We start from the raw sequence: 12,955 nt of genomic DNA, 5'->3' as shown, positions 1-12,955 counted from the left end.
CGCTCTTCGGGCTCTTTCGAGGCGGTCAGCCGCACGAGAGGTACTTGTCGGCGAACTCCGTCCTGAGCTGCCTGGTCTTCTCCTGCCGGGCCTTGTCGTAGTCGCCGACGTTCGCCTTGGTGACGACGAACGAACCCGAGTCGACCTTCACCCCGGGATCGCGCATGGTGCACTGCTTCGTCTGGAGCAGCGCGAGCGCCCAGGTGCCGATCTCTGCCTGGCCGGTGGGGTTCTGTACGACGGTCGCCGTGACGGTGCCCTGCCGGATGCCGCTGAGGATCTTGGCGTCGTCGTCGATGGCGATGACCTTCGCCTTGGAGCCGGACGACTTGACGGCGTCGGCGGCGGCGACGGCCGGGTTGTAGGCGGTGGCGACGATGCCCGTGATCTGGTCGCCCTTGGCCGCCATCAGGTCGGACACGGCCTTCTGCGCGGTCTGCAGGTCCGTGTCGATGTCGGTGACGGTCTGCAGGAGCTTCACTTTGCCGCCGGACTCCTTGACGGCCCGGGCCACGCCCTTGATCCGCAACTGGGTGTTGGCGTCCACGTTGTTGCCGGTCAGATGGACCAGGGTGCCCTTGCCGCCCATCGCCTCGATGGCCGCCTTCGCGGCTTTGTAGGCGGCGAGTTCGACGTCCGTGGAGAGGCAGAAGTCGGCCTCGTCCGTGTCCCCGGCCGGGCAGGAGCCCAGCGAGGCCACCGGGAAGCCCTGCGACTTGAGGTCGGCGAAGGTGGTGTTGATGTCGGTGGGGGAGACGCCGAACACCCCGAAGGCGTTGTAGCCGCGGGCGGCGAGCGTGGACAGCAGGTTGTTCTGCTTCTGCTGGTCCCACTCCGCCGTCTCGTCGAACGTGACGTCCCCGAGGCCGTAGGTCTTCTTCGCGGCGGCCCCCGCCGTCTTCCACGGCTGGAAGTACGGATGGGCGCCGCCGGGCACGAGGGCCACCTTGGTCCCCGACCCGTCGGCCAGGTCGGTGCCGTCGCCGGTGCGTCCGGCGGTCGAGGCCTGCCCGGTGGCGGGGGCGGGTGCGTTGCGGTAGGTGCAGGCCGCGGTCCCCGTAGCGAGCAGTGTCGCCGTGAGAACCCCGGACAGGACGGATCTGGTCGGGAAGTGCATCTCCCACCCCTGCGGGATCAGATAGGAAATTGATGCGGTGATCGTGGGGCAGGGAGATGCGTGCGTCAAGGCCTGTGACAAGAACCGTTGTTATCAGGGAAGACTCGGGTTGGGGCGGGATCGTGCCGTAGAGGGCTGGTCGAAATCCTATAGGAAACGTTATCTCGGGCGGGGAGTGTGGGGACGAGGTGCCGACGCGGCGCATGCCGGCATGGGTGGCTCCTTCCCAACTCGGGCCGTCTGTCCGGCAGTTCGGCCGCGATCCGGTCGCGCACGACTCTGGTCGCCGCTCCCACCTTGGGCTACCGTCGGTAACACCCTGCCGTCCCGGCAGTCCCAGTCATGTCTCCCGCACCGCCCGCATCCGTACGGAAGGCACCCCCCCCATGGAGAATCCCAGCGCAGGCACCGGCGCGATCGAGGGCGCCGAGCAGCCCTCGCGGTTCACCCGCCGTCAGGTGCTGACGGTGGCCGGCGGCGCGCTCGCCGGTATGACCCTCGGCCAGGCCGGGGCGTTCGCCGCCGAGGCGCAGGACGCGGACGCGATCGTCGTCGGCCACGGCCTCGCCGGTCTGGTCGCTACGGCCGAACTCGCCGCCGCCGGCCGCAAGGTGCTGCTGCTCGACCAGGAGCCGGAGGCGAGCCTCGGCGGCCAGGCGTTCTGGTCCTTCGGCGGGCTGTTCTTCGTCGACTCCGACGAACAGCGGCTGATGGGCGTCAAGGACTCGCACGACCTCGCCTGGCAGGACTGGCTCGGCACGGCGGGCTTCGACCGGGGTGTCGACGACCCGACCGGCCAGGACTACTGGGCCTACAAGTGGGCCGAGTCGTACGTGGACTTCGCCTCAGGGGAGAAGCGGTCCTGGCTCTCCGGGCTGGGCGTGCAGTGGTTCCCGATCGTGGGCTGGGCCGAGCGCGGCGGCGGCCTGGCCGACGGCCACGGCAACTCCGTGCCCCGCTTCCACGTGACCTGGGGAACCGGTCCGGCCGTCGTCGAGCCGTTCGAGAAGAAGGTCCGCGCGGCGGTCGCCGCCGGGAAGGTGACCTTCAAGTTCCGGTACCGGGTCGACGAGCTGGTGACCACGGGCGGGGCCGTGACCGGAGTGCGGGGCGCTGTCCTGGAGCCCAGCAGCGCGGCCCGCGGCACCGCCAGCAGCCGTACCGTCGTCGGCGACTTCGAGCTGCGGGCCCCGGTCGTGGTGGTCACCTCGGGCGGCATCGGCGCCAACCACGACCTCGTACGGCAGAACTGGCCGGCCCGGCTCGGCACCCCGCCGAAGTTCATGGTCACCGGCGTCCCCGCGCACGTGGACGGCAGGATGCTCGGCATCACCGCCCAGGCGGGCGGCCGGATCGTCAACCCCGACCGGATGTGGCACTACACCGAGGGCCTGCGCAACTACGCGCCGATCTGGCCGAACCACGGCATCCGCATCCTGCCCGGCCCGTCCTCGATGTGGTTCGACGCCAAGGGCCGCCGCTTCGGCACCCCCGACATCCCCGGCTACGACACCCTGAACACCCTCGGGTCGATCACCGCCTCCGGCTACGACCACTCCTGGTTCGTCACCACCCAGAAGATCATCGCCAAGGAGTTCGCGCTCTCCGGCTCCGAGCAGAACCCCGACCTCACCAACAAGAACGTCTGGCAGCTGCTCTCCCGGATCTGGCAGACCCCGGAACCCATCGAGAAGTTCAAGAACAACGGCGTCGACTTCGTGGTCGCCGACAACCTCACCGATCTGGTCACCGGCATGAACAAGCTGACCGGCGACAACCTCATCGACCTCGCCGACCTCAGACGGCAGATCGAGGCCCGCGACCGCGAGATCGACAACCCGTACACCAAGGACGTCCAGGTCCAGGGCATTCGCAACGCCCTCAGCTACATCGGCGACTCCCTCAGCCGGACGGCCTCGATCCACCGGATCCTGGACTCCAGCGCCGGGCCGCTGATCGCCGTCCGGCTGAACATCCTCACCCGCAAGACCCTCGGCGGCCTCCAGACCGACCTCGCCGGACGCGCCCTGAACAGCAGCGGCTCGCCGGTGCCCGGTCTGTACGCCGCCGGTGAGGTCGCCGGCTTCGGCGGCGGCGGGGTGCACGGCTACCGCTCGCTGGAGGGCACCTTCCTCGGCGGCTGCCTCTTCTCCGGCCGGCAGGCGGGCCGCGCGGCGGCCGCGGCGACGGCGACCTGACGGAAAGGGCCGGGAAAGTCCGAGTCACCCCACCCCGAACCCGCCGTGACAGTGGCACCCTTGACAGCGTGCGTACTGTTTCGCGACGTTTGAGCGACACCTCCGGAAGGTGTACAGCGGGGAACAGGAGCTGTTCGTAGAAACGGCAGAACGCGGAATACGCGTTATGGGGGGAGCGGTCGCCCATGCGATCCAGAGGCCAGTGCAGTCATGCGTCACACACCTCGTCAGCCGAAGGGCGGTTGATCTGAGGTGGACATCACGATCCACAGACCCGGCGAGCTGACCCAGTCGCTCTGCCGGGCCTGGCACCGCGCGATGGACGAGTCGCCGGAGTACGCCAACCCTTTTCTGGCCCCGGAGTTCACGATCGGCGTCGGTAAACACCGCCCCGGCGTGCGGGTGGCGGTCCTGCGCGAGGGCGGGGAACCCGTCGGCTTCCTCCCGTACGAGCGCAACGCCCTCGGTGTCGGCCGGGCCGTCGGCCTCGGCCTCTCCGACTGCCAGGCGCTGGTGCACCGGCCCGGAGTCGGCTGGGACGCCCAGGAACTGCTGAGCGCCTGCGGGATGTCCATCTTCGAGTTCGACCACCTGGTGGCCGAGCAGAGACCTTTCGCCCCACACGTCACCGGCACCTTCGCCTCACCGGTGATCGACGTGAAGCCCGGCGACGCCGGCTACCCCGAGTGGCTGCGTGCCACCTACCCGGGCCTGGCGAAGACCACACTGAAGAAGGAACGGCGCCTCGGCCGCGACATCGGCGACCTGCGCTTCGAGTTCGACGAGCGCGACCCCGCGGCCCTGCGCACGCTGATGCGCTGGAAGTCCGCCCAGTACCGGCGGACCGGACGCATGGACCGCTTCGCGCGCCCCTGGATCGTCGACCTCGTGGACCACCTCTTCCACGTCCGCGAGGAACACTTCACCGGCGTGCTGTCCGTGCTCTACGCCGGCGACCGGCCGGTGGCCGCCCACTTCGGGCCGCGCTCGGGCACCGTACTCGCCGCCTGGTTCACCGCCTACGACCCCGAACTGCACTACTACTCGCCGGGGCTGATGATGCATCTGCGCACCGCCGAGGCCGCCGCGCGGGCTGGGATCACCCTCGTCGACCTGGGGCGCGGCGACAAGGAGTACAAGGACTGGCTCAAGACCCGCGAACTGCGCGTGGGCGAGGGGTTCGCCACCCGCACCCACCCGGTGGCCGCGGCCCACCGCCTGTGGCGCCGGCCGGTCCGCGGGCTGCGCAACACCGTCCTCGCCCATCCCCGGCTGCGCGACCCGGCGGACCGGCTGCTCAAGACGGTCGGCACACTGCGCGCGCCCCGCCGCACGGACGGCCCGCACAAGGGGTGAGCCGGCCCGCCCGGCGACGGCCGGCCGCACCCGGCCGTCGCCGCCGCGGCCGACCGCTCGCCCGCCGTTCGCACTATGATCCTGTAAAGGTTAAAACCTAGGGGTTTGCCCTGGTAAGGATGGACCTCGGCCGGAGTGAACCATGCCCCGCAAGCGCTCAACGGACGACGACGAGCTGCTGGCCAGACTCAGGTCGCTCACCGCCCAGGCACGCGAGCGGGCCGAGTACCAGCGTTCGCAGGTGGAGCTGGCCATCGCCCTGCAGCGCGGCATGCTGCCCCGGGACCTGCCCGACACCCCCCGCTTCCATCTGGCCGTCCGGTACGCGCCCGCCTGCTACGGGCTCAACGTGGGCGGCGACTGGTACGACGCCTTCACACTGCCGGACGGGCACATCGGCCTGTCCATCGGCGACGTCCAGGGACACAACATCGAGGCGGCCGCCTTCATGGGCCAGGTGCGGGTGGCCCTGCGGGCGCTCGCCATGGTGACCGGCGAGCCGGGCGAGCTGCTCGCCCGCACCAACGACCTGCTGGTGTCGCTGGGCAGCGACCTCTTCGCGACCTGCACCTTCATGCGGCTCGACCCGGAGACCGGGGTGCTGGAGAGCGCCCGGGCCGGCCACGTCCCGTTCGTCTGGGCCACCGCCGACGGAAAGTCCGGGCTCGGGGAGGACGAGGGCGGACCGCCGATGGGCATCGAGCCCGGCACCGACTACCCGGTGTCCCGGTACCGGCTCACCACCGGTGGCATGGTCGTGCTGCTCACGGACGGGGTGGTGGAGGGGCCGTCGATGCCCATCGAGGAGGGACTCGACCAGGTGGTACGGCTCGCCGGTGTCGCCGCCGTCGCCGGCCTCGAGGCACAGTCCCTGGCCGCCGCCGTGATCAAGGGCGCGGAACGCGTGGGCCACGAGGACGACGCGGCCGTCCTGGTCATGGGCCACGACGGCCTGGACACCACGCCGTAGCCCCCGGGGCACCGGCACCGGCCCCTGCACGCGAGCCGCAGGCGGCGCCCGCCTCGCCGACCCGGCCGCCGCGGTGTCTGATGGCTGGTGTGGTGGGTAACCAGGAGCTGCGCCGGCCGGCCGTCCTCGCTCTCCGGACGCTGGCCGTCGCCACCTGCTACTTCGCGGCAGGACGGCTCGGCCTGCTGTGCCGGCTCACCGTCGAGGGCGCCGTCTTCACCCCCATCTATCCGCCGACCGGCGTGGCGCTGGCCTGTCTGCTGGTCTTCGGGCTGGGCTGCTGGCCGGGCATCACGCTCGGCGCCTTCCTCCTCGTGCTGTCGCTCGGCACGCCCGGGCCCGACGCCGTGGGCATCCTCGTCGGCAACACGGCCGGACCGGTATGCGCGTACCTGATGCTGCGCCGGGTCGGCTTCCGCACCGGACTGAGCCGGCTGCGGGACGGCCTCGCCCTGGTGTTCCTCGGAGCCTTCGCCGCCATGGCGATCAGCTCCAGCATCGACGTGGCCACGCTCATCCTGGCCGGCAAGCTCGACACGACCCACTTCTGGCCGATCTGGCTGGCGTGGTGGGTGGGCGACGCGATGGGAGTCCTGATCGTCACCCCGGTCCTGCTGGTGCTGTTCGAAACCCGCCGTCCGCCGTCCCTGGCCCGCTGGAAGGAGGTCCTGGCCCTCGCGGCCGTCGCAGCGGTCCTGGTCCCGGTGGCCACGCACAGCTCGCTGAGCGCGCTGTTCCTCGTCTACCCGCTGCTGATCTGGGCCGCGCTGCGGTTCCGGCTGGCGGGAAGCATGCTGTGCGTCCTGTTCACGTCGGTGCTGGCGACGGTCGCCGCGACGGACGGCGTCGGCGCGTTCGCCCGGCTGTCCCCTGTCGAGGTGATGCTGAAGCTGCAGCTGTTCAACGGGTCGATGACCCTGACCGCACTGCTGCTGTCGGCCGTCATCACCGAACAGCACAACACGCGGCTCTCCGTCGAGGAGGCCTGCCAGGAACTGGCCGAGGTCCTGGAACACCTCACCGCGCACGACTCCCCGGCCGGGCGCGCCCCGCCGGAGGCGGCGGAACCGCGGGGCGAGCGCGGCACCCGGTGACCGACGCCCGGGGGACCGGGCGAGCAGCCCGGTCCCCCGTGGAAAAATGCCGGTCTGTGCTCAGACGGTGCCGCTCGCCGTGATCTGGACCTTGGCCTTGGGGCTACCGCTCTGGGAGCCGTAGCTCTCGATCTTGTCGACGATGTCCTGGCCCTCGACGACCTCACCGAAGACCACGTGCTTGCCGTCCAGCCAGGACGTCACGACGGTGGTGACGAAGAACTGCGAGCCGTTGGTGTTCCGGCCCGCGTTGGCCATGCTCAGCAGGTACGGACGGTCGTGCTTGAGGTTGAAGTTCTCGTCCTTGAACTTCTCGCCGTAGATGCTCTTGCCGCCGGTGCCGTCGCCGCGGGTGAAGTCACCGCCCTGGAGCATGAACTGCGGGATGATCCGGTGGAAGCCGGAACCGGCGAACCCGAAACCGTGCTGCCCGGTGGCGAGCTCGCGGAAGTTGCGGGCCGTGTCGGGCACCACGTCGTCGAACAGGCTGAACACGATCCGGCCGGCCGGCTCGTTGTTGATCGAGATGTCGAAATAAACGTTGTCGCTCATGCAGGTCAACCTATCGCGAACCGTCCCACGGGGCCGCACAGCCCGGGGTGTCGGGGCGACGGGAGGCCGCGCAGGGGCCCGCCAGGGTGTGCAGGAGCTCTTGGCCGACGGGCCAGTCACCGAGCCCGCTCGCGGAGTTGAGGTGCCCGTGCGCGCCGACGGAGCGCCACGGCGCCCGCCAGTCCGCTGCCAGCGCGGCGGAGGCCGTGGCATCGGCGTAGGGGTCGTCCTCGCTCGCCACCACCAGGGCGGGACCGGGCAGCGGACGGGCGGACAGCTCCCGGAACGTCGGCGCGGCCGTGGCCGGGAACGCCGGTCCCCGAGGATCGGGCGGAGCGGCCAGGAACGCCGGGACCCCCCGGGGCCGCGCCCGCGCCAGCCACTCGGTCGCCGCCCAGCAGCCGAGGCTGTGCGCCACCAGCGCCACCAGCGCCACCCGGCCGTCCGCCCCGCCGTCCCCCTCGCCGTCCACTGCGCCGTCCACCCGGCCCGTCCGCGCGGCGGCGACGTCGTAGGCGGCCTGCACCGCGGCCACCCAGTCCCGCAGCTCGGGCCGGGTCCACGACGCCGGGGCGATCCGCACCGCCGCGTCGCCCCAGGCCTGCTCCCACCGGCTCTGCCAGTGCCTGTCGTCCGACCCGTCGATCCCGGGGATGATGACGTACGCGACCACCGCCGACCGCCCTTTCCGTCGTGCCCCGGCGCCTGCCGGGTCCGTCCTGCGGGCGATTCTGGACGGACCAGTGGCGGCGGCGCGGCCCGGCAAGTGATCCAGAGGAAAGCGGGGACGAGGACGATGGAATCACTCGACGACATCGACCGGGCCATCCTGGAGCTGCTCCAGACCGAGGGCCGGCTCACCGGAGCCGAGGTCGGACGGCGTGTCGGACTCTCCCAGCCGGCCGCGGGCGCCCGGATCCAGCGGCTGGAGAAGAACGGTGTCATCACCGGCTACCGGGCCGTAGTCGCCCCCGCCGCGCTCGGGCTCAACATCCACGCCGTGGTCCGGCTGCGCACCACCCACGCGCGGCTGCCGATGGCGCTCGCCCTCGCCGCCCGGACCCCGGAGGTCGTCTCGACGCTCCGGGTGACCGGCGAGGACTGCCTGCTCTTCGACGTGCACTGCACCCACGCCGAACGCCTCGAGGAGATCGTGGACTCCCTGGCCCGGCACGGCCCGGTCACCACGTCCCTCGTCCTGCGCGGCTACCCGCCCAAGCCGCTGCCCGCGAACCCCTGAGCGGGGCCGGTTCGACAGCGCCCTGAAGGGGCGCGGGGCCGTATCCGGTATGCGGCTACCGCCGCGATGGGGGTCCCCCCGGTTCGAGCGAAGCCGAGACCTTGGGGGAGCGACCAGCCACGACGGCGCCGCAGCCGACCGACGGCACAGCGCGGCTCTTCCGGCGGAGCGCTCAGTGGCGCCGCTCCAGCCGCTCCAGCACGGCCTGGGCCATCGCCGCCTCGCCCTTGGCGTTGGGGTGGGCCGGGGCGGCCGGGGAGGTCGGCTGGAGGGGTTCGATCCAGCGGTCGGCGGGGGCCTTGCACATGTCGTGGCCGACGGTCGGGCCGTAGGTGTCCACGTACCGGGCGCCGTTCCAGGCGGCGACCATGCGCAGCATGAGGTTCAGCCGCTTCCCGGTGTCCCGGAGGTAGGGGAAGTCCTTGGCGGCGAACGGGACCGTCGGATAGCAGCCGCTGCCGTCGTCGGGCAGCAGGTCGGGGTAGCCGACGACCAGGATCCGGGCGTGCGGGGCGCGGGCGCGGATCGCCCGCAGCACCTTGTCGACCTTGGGCGCGGTCTGCGCGATGTCGACCGTCAGCTGATCGGTGCCGGACGCGTTGTAGTACTGCTGGCAGGGATTGCCCGTCAGGTCCTTGGAGCTGAGGGCCACGCAGGTGCCGATGATGGAGCTGAAGCCCACGTCGTTGCCGCCGATCTGGAGCGTCACCAGATCGGTGTCCCGCTGCACGGCGTCCAGCTGGGGCCCGTTGGTGCCCTGTGCCTTCCACATCTCCGCGGTCGTCGCACCGGAACAGCTCACGTCCTTGAACGCGCTCACGTGCCGGGCCGCCGCCACCAGCGAGGGGTAGTTGTGGTCGGAGCGGGCGCAGTTCGCGTCGACCTGTGTCGGGATGACCGGGCCCGAGGTGTAGGAGTCGCCGAGCGCCACATAGCTGGTGCCGCGGTCGTGGCCGGGGCCGGAGCCGCCGCCGTGCGCCGCGGCCGGTGTCGTGGACGCGGCCACCAGGGCGCAGCCGCCCAGCGCCGCCGCCACGGTGGCCTTCCGCCGGTGCCGTCTCGCCGAACCGTCGGACGGGATGCCGTACGCCATGGAGATCCCCCCAGGAACCAGGACGCGCACGGAACCGGTCCCGACGGGCGGCCCGCACGCGTGTGTCGGGGGTCTGTATACCGCCCGGTAGGAGTCCGTAGCCAGAGGTCGGACGCAAGGAACTGGATCGAGTAACCCGCCCTGCCCGTAAGGGCATCCGGTCCTGCCCGCGCCCGCCTGGCCCCCTCCGCGATTGAAGCTGGAAACCGATCGGTTTACGATGGGCGGGACCCGATGGAAACCGATCGGTTTTCCATCTCTTCGCATGCCTGGAGCGTGAGTGTCATGACCGCGATCAAAGACTCCGTCGTCCTCGTCACCGGCGGCAGCCGAGGCGTCGGAAAGGCGCTGGTGGAGGAGCTGTACGCGCGCGGCGCCGGCAAGGTCTACGCCACCGCCCGCGACCCGCGCACCGTCACCCACCCCGACGCCGTGGCGCTGGCTCTGGAGGTGACCGACCCCGCCTCCGTGGCCGCGGTCGCGGAGCAGGCCCAGGACGTCACCATCCTGGTCAACAACGCCGGGGTCGCCTCCGGAACCCGCTTCCTGACCTCCTCGCTGGACGACATCCGCAGCGAGTTCGAGACCAACTTCTACGGCCCGCTGCTGCTCGCCCGCGCCTTCGTGCCGGTCATCGAGCGCAACGGTGGCGGCCACATCCTGAACGTGCACTCGGTCCTGTCCTGGGTCGCCGAGGGCGGCGCCTACAGTGCCTCCAAGTCGGCGCTGTGGTCGCAGACCAACAGCCTGCGCCTGGCGCTCCAGCCGCGCGGCATCGGCGTCACCGGCCTGCACATGGGCTATGTCGACACCGACATGGCGGCCCACGCCGACGGCCCCAAGGCGAAGCCCGAGGACATCGCGGCGGCCGCCCTCGACGGCATCGAGTCGGACGCGTGGGAGGTGCTCGGCGACGACCTCACCCGCTGGGCCAAGGGCGCCCTGTCGGGCGACCTCGCCGCCATGTACCAGCAGCTCGCCCGGTGACGTGAACTCCGCATCCGAACGGCGCCGCTCCCCTCCGTCCCGGTCTCCGGGTGGGCGGCCCGTTCGGCGGAGGTTCGAGGCCGGTCGTTGAGAAATCCGCTTCCGAAGGGTTGTCGCCCGGTTGCCTCACCACTTAAATCAAATCCTGAACTAAGCAGTGGGGTGCGTCGGTTGGACGTGCCCCCTGCCCACCTCAGGGAGCCGCTGATGAGACTGAGATCCTTGGGCGTAGCGCTCGCTGCAATGGCAGCGCTGCTGGCCCTCCCCGTCGCGCACGCGCCGGCGGCGCAGGCCGCCGACACACCGTTGTCCCAGGGCAGGACCGCCACCGCCTCCTCGGAGGAGAACGCCGGGACCGCCGCCGGGAACGCGGTGGACGGCAACACCGGCACCCGCTGGTCGTCCGCCTTCACCGACGACCAGTGGCTCCAGGTCGACCTCGGCGCCACTGCCCAGGTCAGCCAGGTGGTCCTCAACTGGGAGACCGCCTACGGCAAGGACTACAAGGTCCAGATCTCCTCGGACGGCAGCAACTGGACCGACCTCCAGTCCGTGACCGGCGGCGACGGCGGCACCGACACCCTGTCCGTCTCCGGCCAGGGCCGCTACGTCCGGATGCTGGGCGTGCACCGCGCCACCCAGTGGGGCTACTCGCTCTGGGAGTTCCAGGTCTACGGCACCACCACCGGCACGCCCCCGGTGCAGGGCGGCGGCGACCTCGGCCCCAACGTGATCGTCGTCGACCCGTCCACGCCGAACCTCCAGGCGACGTTCGACTCCGTCTTCGCCCAGCAGGAGTCGGCGCAGTTCGGCACCGGCCGCTACCAGTTCCTGCTCAAGCCGGGCACCTACAACGGCATCAACGCCCAGATCGGCTTCTACACCTCGATCTCGGGCCTCGGCCTCAACCCCGACGACACCCAGATCAACGGTGACGTCACGGTCGACGCCGGCTGGTTCAACGGCAACGCCACCCAGAACTTCTGGCGCTCGGCGGAGAACTTCGCCATCACGCCGTCCAACGGCACCGACCGCTGGGCCGTGGCTCAGGCGGCCCCCTTCCGTCGGATCCACGTCAAGGGCGGCCTCAACCTCGCCCCGAACGGCTACGGCTGGGCCTCCGGCGGCTACATCGCCGACTCCAAGATCGACGGCACCGTCGGCCCGTACTCCCAGCAGCAGTGGTACACCCGCGACAGCTCGGTCGGCGGCTGGACCAACGGCGTGTGGAACATGACCTTCTCCGGAGTCGAGGGCGCACCCGCGACCAACTTCGACAGCGGCCCGTACACCACGCTGGACACCACCCCCGTCTCGCGGGAGAAGCCGTTCCTCTACCTGGACGGCAGCGCCTACAAGGTCTTCGTCCCGGCCAAGCGCACCAACGCCCGGGGCGTCTCCTGGCCGGCGAACGCGGGCACCTCGATCCCGCTGGACCAGTTCTACGTCGTCAAGCCCGGCGCCACGGCCGCCACCATCAACCAGGCCCTCGCCCAGGGCCTCAACCTCCTCTTCACCCCGGGCATCTACCACCTCGACCAGACCATCAATGTCACCCGCGCCAACACCGTGGTCCTCGGCCTGGGCCTCGCCACCCTGGTCCCGGACAACGGCGTCGACGCCATGCACGTCGCCGACGTCGACGGCGTCAAGCTCGCCGGGTTCCTCATCGACGCGGGCACCGTCAACTCCGACACCCTGTTGCGGATCGGCGACCCCGGCTCCACCGCCGACCACTCCGCGAACCCCACGTCCATGCAGGACGTGTTCGTCCGCATCGGCGGCGCCGGACCCGGCCTCGCCACCAACTCCGTGGTCGTCAACAGCAACAACGTGATCATCGACCACACCTGGCTCTGGCGCGCCGACCACGGCAGCGGAGTCGGCTGGACGACCAACCGCGCCGACTACGGCCTCAGAGTCAACGGCAACGACGTCCTCGCCACCGGCCTGTTCGTCGAGCACTTCAACAAGTACGACGTCTACTGGAACGGCGAACGCGGCCGCACGATCTTCTTCCAGAACGAGAAGGCGTACGACGCCCCGAACGCCGCCGCCATCACCCACGACGGCGTCGTCGGCTACGCGGCCTACAAGGTCGCCGACACCGTGACCACCCACGAGGCGTGGGGCCTGGGCAGCTACTGCAACTACACGGCCGATCCGACGATCGTGCAGTCGAACGGCTTCCAGGTGCCGACCGGTTCGGGGATCAAGATGCACGACCTGCTGGTGATCTCCCTCGGCGGCATGGGCCAGTACGCCCACGTCGTCAACACCACCGGATCACCGACCTCGGGGACCAGTACGACCCCGTCCAAGGTGACGCAGTTCCCGTAGCCGGTCAG

The 12,955-nt window shown here is 70.8% G+C and carries 11 protein-coding genes; 7 read left to right on the top strand and 4 right to left on the bottom strand.

The window, feature by feature from the left end:
- Positions 1 to 25: 25 nt before the first annotated feature.
- Positions 26 to 1,117: a sugar ABC transporter substrate-binding protein gene (locus ACFWPS_RS23880; RefSeq protein ID WP_383708173.1), complete on the bottom strand. Its 1,092-nt coding sequence runs from the start codon at positions 1,115 to 1,117 to the stop codon at positions 26 to 28.
- Between the two features lie 386 nt (positions 1,118 to 1,503).
- On the opposite strand from ACFWPS_RS23880, the gene ACFWPS_RS23875 reads away from it, so the two are divergent.
- The 4 genes from ACFWPS_RS23875 (at position 1,504) to ACFWPS_RS23860 (ending at position 6,735) form a co-directional block, all read left to right on the top strand.
- Positions 1,504 to 3,315: an FAD-binding dehydrogenase gene (locus ACFWPS_RS23875; protein WP_383708172.1), complete on the top strand. Its 1,812-nt coding sequence runs from the start codon at positions 1,504 to 1,506 to the stop codon at positions 3,313 to 3,315.
- A 252-nt stretch (positions 3,316 to 3,567) separates the two neighbouring features.
- Positions 3,568 to 4,671, top strand: a complete 1,104-nt coding sequence (locus ACFWPS_RS23870) for a GNAT family N-acetyltransferase (protein WP_383708171.1) — start codon at positions 3,568 to 3,570, stop codon at positions 4,669 to 4,671.
- 142 nt (positions 4,672 to 4,813) lie between these two features.
- The gene (locus tag ACFWPS_RS23865) at positions 4,814 to 5,641 is read left to right on the top strand and encodes a PP2C family protein-serine/threonine phosphatase (protein ID WP_383708170.1); all 828 of its coding nucleotides are present in this window, start codon (positions 4,814 to 4,816) and stop codon (positions 5,639 to 5,641) included.
- Between the two features lie 80 nt (positions 5,642 to 5,721).
- The gene (locus ACFWPS_RS23860; protein ID WP_383708169.1) at positions 5,722 to 6,735 is read left to right on the top strand and encodes an MASE1 domain-containing protein; all 1,014 of its coding nucleotides are present in this window, start codon (positions 5,722 to 5,724) and stop codon (positions 6,733 to 6,735) included.
- Positions 6,736 to 6,795: 60 nt separating this feature from the next.
- On the opposite strand, the gene ACFWPS_RS23855 is transcribed toward ACFWPS_RS23860, so the two are convergent.
- Positions 6,796 to 7,287: a peptidylprolyl isomerase gene (locus ACFWPS_RS23855; RefSeq protein ID WP_383708168.1), complete on the bottom strand. Its 492-nt coding sequence runs from the start codon at positions 7,285 to 7,287 to the stop codon at positions 6,796 to 6,798.
- A gap of 10 nt (positions 7,288 to 7,297) precedes the next feature.
- Complete coding sequence (locus tag ACFWPS_RS23850; protein ID WP_383708167.1) at positions 7,298 to 7,960, bottom strand: RBBP9/YdeN family alpha/beta hydrolase; 663 nt, start codon at positions 7,958 to 7,960, stop codon at positions 7,298 to 7,300.
- 123 nt (positions 7,961 to 8,083) lie between these two features.
- Here ACFWPS_RS23850 and ACFWPS_RS23845 point away from each other — a divergent pair, with 123 nt between their 5' ends.
- Positions 8,084 to 8,527, top strand: coding sequence for an Lrp/AsnC family transcriptional regulator (locus ACFWPS_RS23845; protein WP_383708166.1), 444 nt, complete (start codon positions 8,084 to 8,086; stop codon positions 8,525 to 8,527).
- 172 nt (positions 8,528 to 8,699) lie between these two features.
- Here the strand turns inward: ACFWPS_RS23845 and ACFWPS_RS23840 are convergent, their stop codons facing one another.
- Entirely contained in the window at positions 8,700 to 9,620 is a 921-nt protein-coding gene (locus tag ACFWPS_RS23840; RefSeq protein ID WP_383708165.1) for an SGNH/GDSL hydrolase family protein, read from the bottom strand.
- A 285-nt stretch (positions 9,621 to 9,905) separates the two neighbouring features.
- Here ACFWPS_RS23840 and ACFWPS_RS23835 point away from each other — a divergent pair, with 285 nt between their 5' ends.
- Both ACFWPS_RS23835 and ACFWPS_RS23830 read left to right on the top strand, forming a co-directional pair.
- Entirely contained in the window at positions 9,906 to 10,607 is a 702-nt protein-coding gene (locus tag ACFWPS_RS23835; RefSeq protein WP_383708164.1) for an SDR family oxidoreductase, read from the top strand.
- A gap of 207 nt (positions 10,608 to 10,814) precedes the next feature.
- Complete coding sequence (locus ACFWPS_RS23830; protein WP_383708163.1) at positions 10,815 to 12,947, top strand: discoidin domain-containing protein; 2,133 nt, start codon at positions 10,815 to 10,817, stop codon at positions 12,945 to 12,947.
- The last annotated feature ends 8 nt before the right edge of the window (positions 12,948 to 12,955 follow it).

It is taken from the genome of Streptomyces sp. NPDC058457, from assembly GCF_042720695.1.
In the GTDB taxonomy this organism is placed as follows: Bacteria; Actinomycetota; Actinomycetes; order Streptomycetales; family Streptomycetaceae; genus Streptomyces.
Note: the sequence above shows the minus strand (reverse complement) of the source record. Positions and strands in the feature narration are given on the sequence as shown.

Bases quoted from the DNA above. Each gene is read 5' to 3' on its own strand.
- ACFWPS_RS23860 (WP_383708169.1), top strand. From the start codon at position 5,722: ATGGCTGGTGTGGTGGGTAACCAGGAGCTGCGCCGGCCGGCCGTCCTC.
- ACFWPS_RS23845 (WP_383708166.1), top strand. From the start codon at position 8,084: ATGGAATCACTCGACGACATCGACCGGGCCATCCTGGAGCTGCTCCAG.
- ACFWPS_RS23875 (WP_383708172.1), top strand. From the start codon at position 1,504: ATGGAGAATCCCAGCGCAGGCACCGGCGCGATCGAGGGCGCCGAGCAG.
- ACFWPS_RS23880 (WP_383708173.1), bottom strand. From the start codon at position 1,117: ATGCACTTCCCGACCAGATCCGTCCTGTCCGGGGTTCTCACGGCGACA.
- ACFWPS_RS23835 (WP_383708164.1), top strand. From the start codon at position 9,906: ATGACCGCGATCAAAGACTCCGTCGTCCTCGTCACCGGCGGCAGCCGA.
- ACFWPS_RS23865 (WP_383708170.1), top strand. From the start codon at position 4,814: ATGCCCCGCAAGCGCTCAACGGACGACGACGAGCTGCTGGCCAGACTC.
- ACFWPS_RS23855 (WP_383708168.1), bottom strand. From the start codon at position 7,287: ATGAGCGACAACGTTTATTTCGACATCTCGATCAACAACGAGCCGGCC.
- ACFWPS_RS23830 (WP_383708163.1), top strand. From the start codon at position 10,815: ATGAGACTGAGATCCTTGGGCGTAGCGCTCGCTGCAATGGCAGCGCTG.
- ACFWPS_RS23840 (WP_383708165.1), bottom strand. From the start codon at position 9,620: ATGGCGTACGGCATCCCGTCCGACGGTTCGGCGAGACGGCACCGGCGG.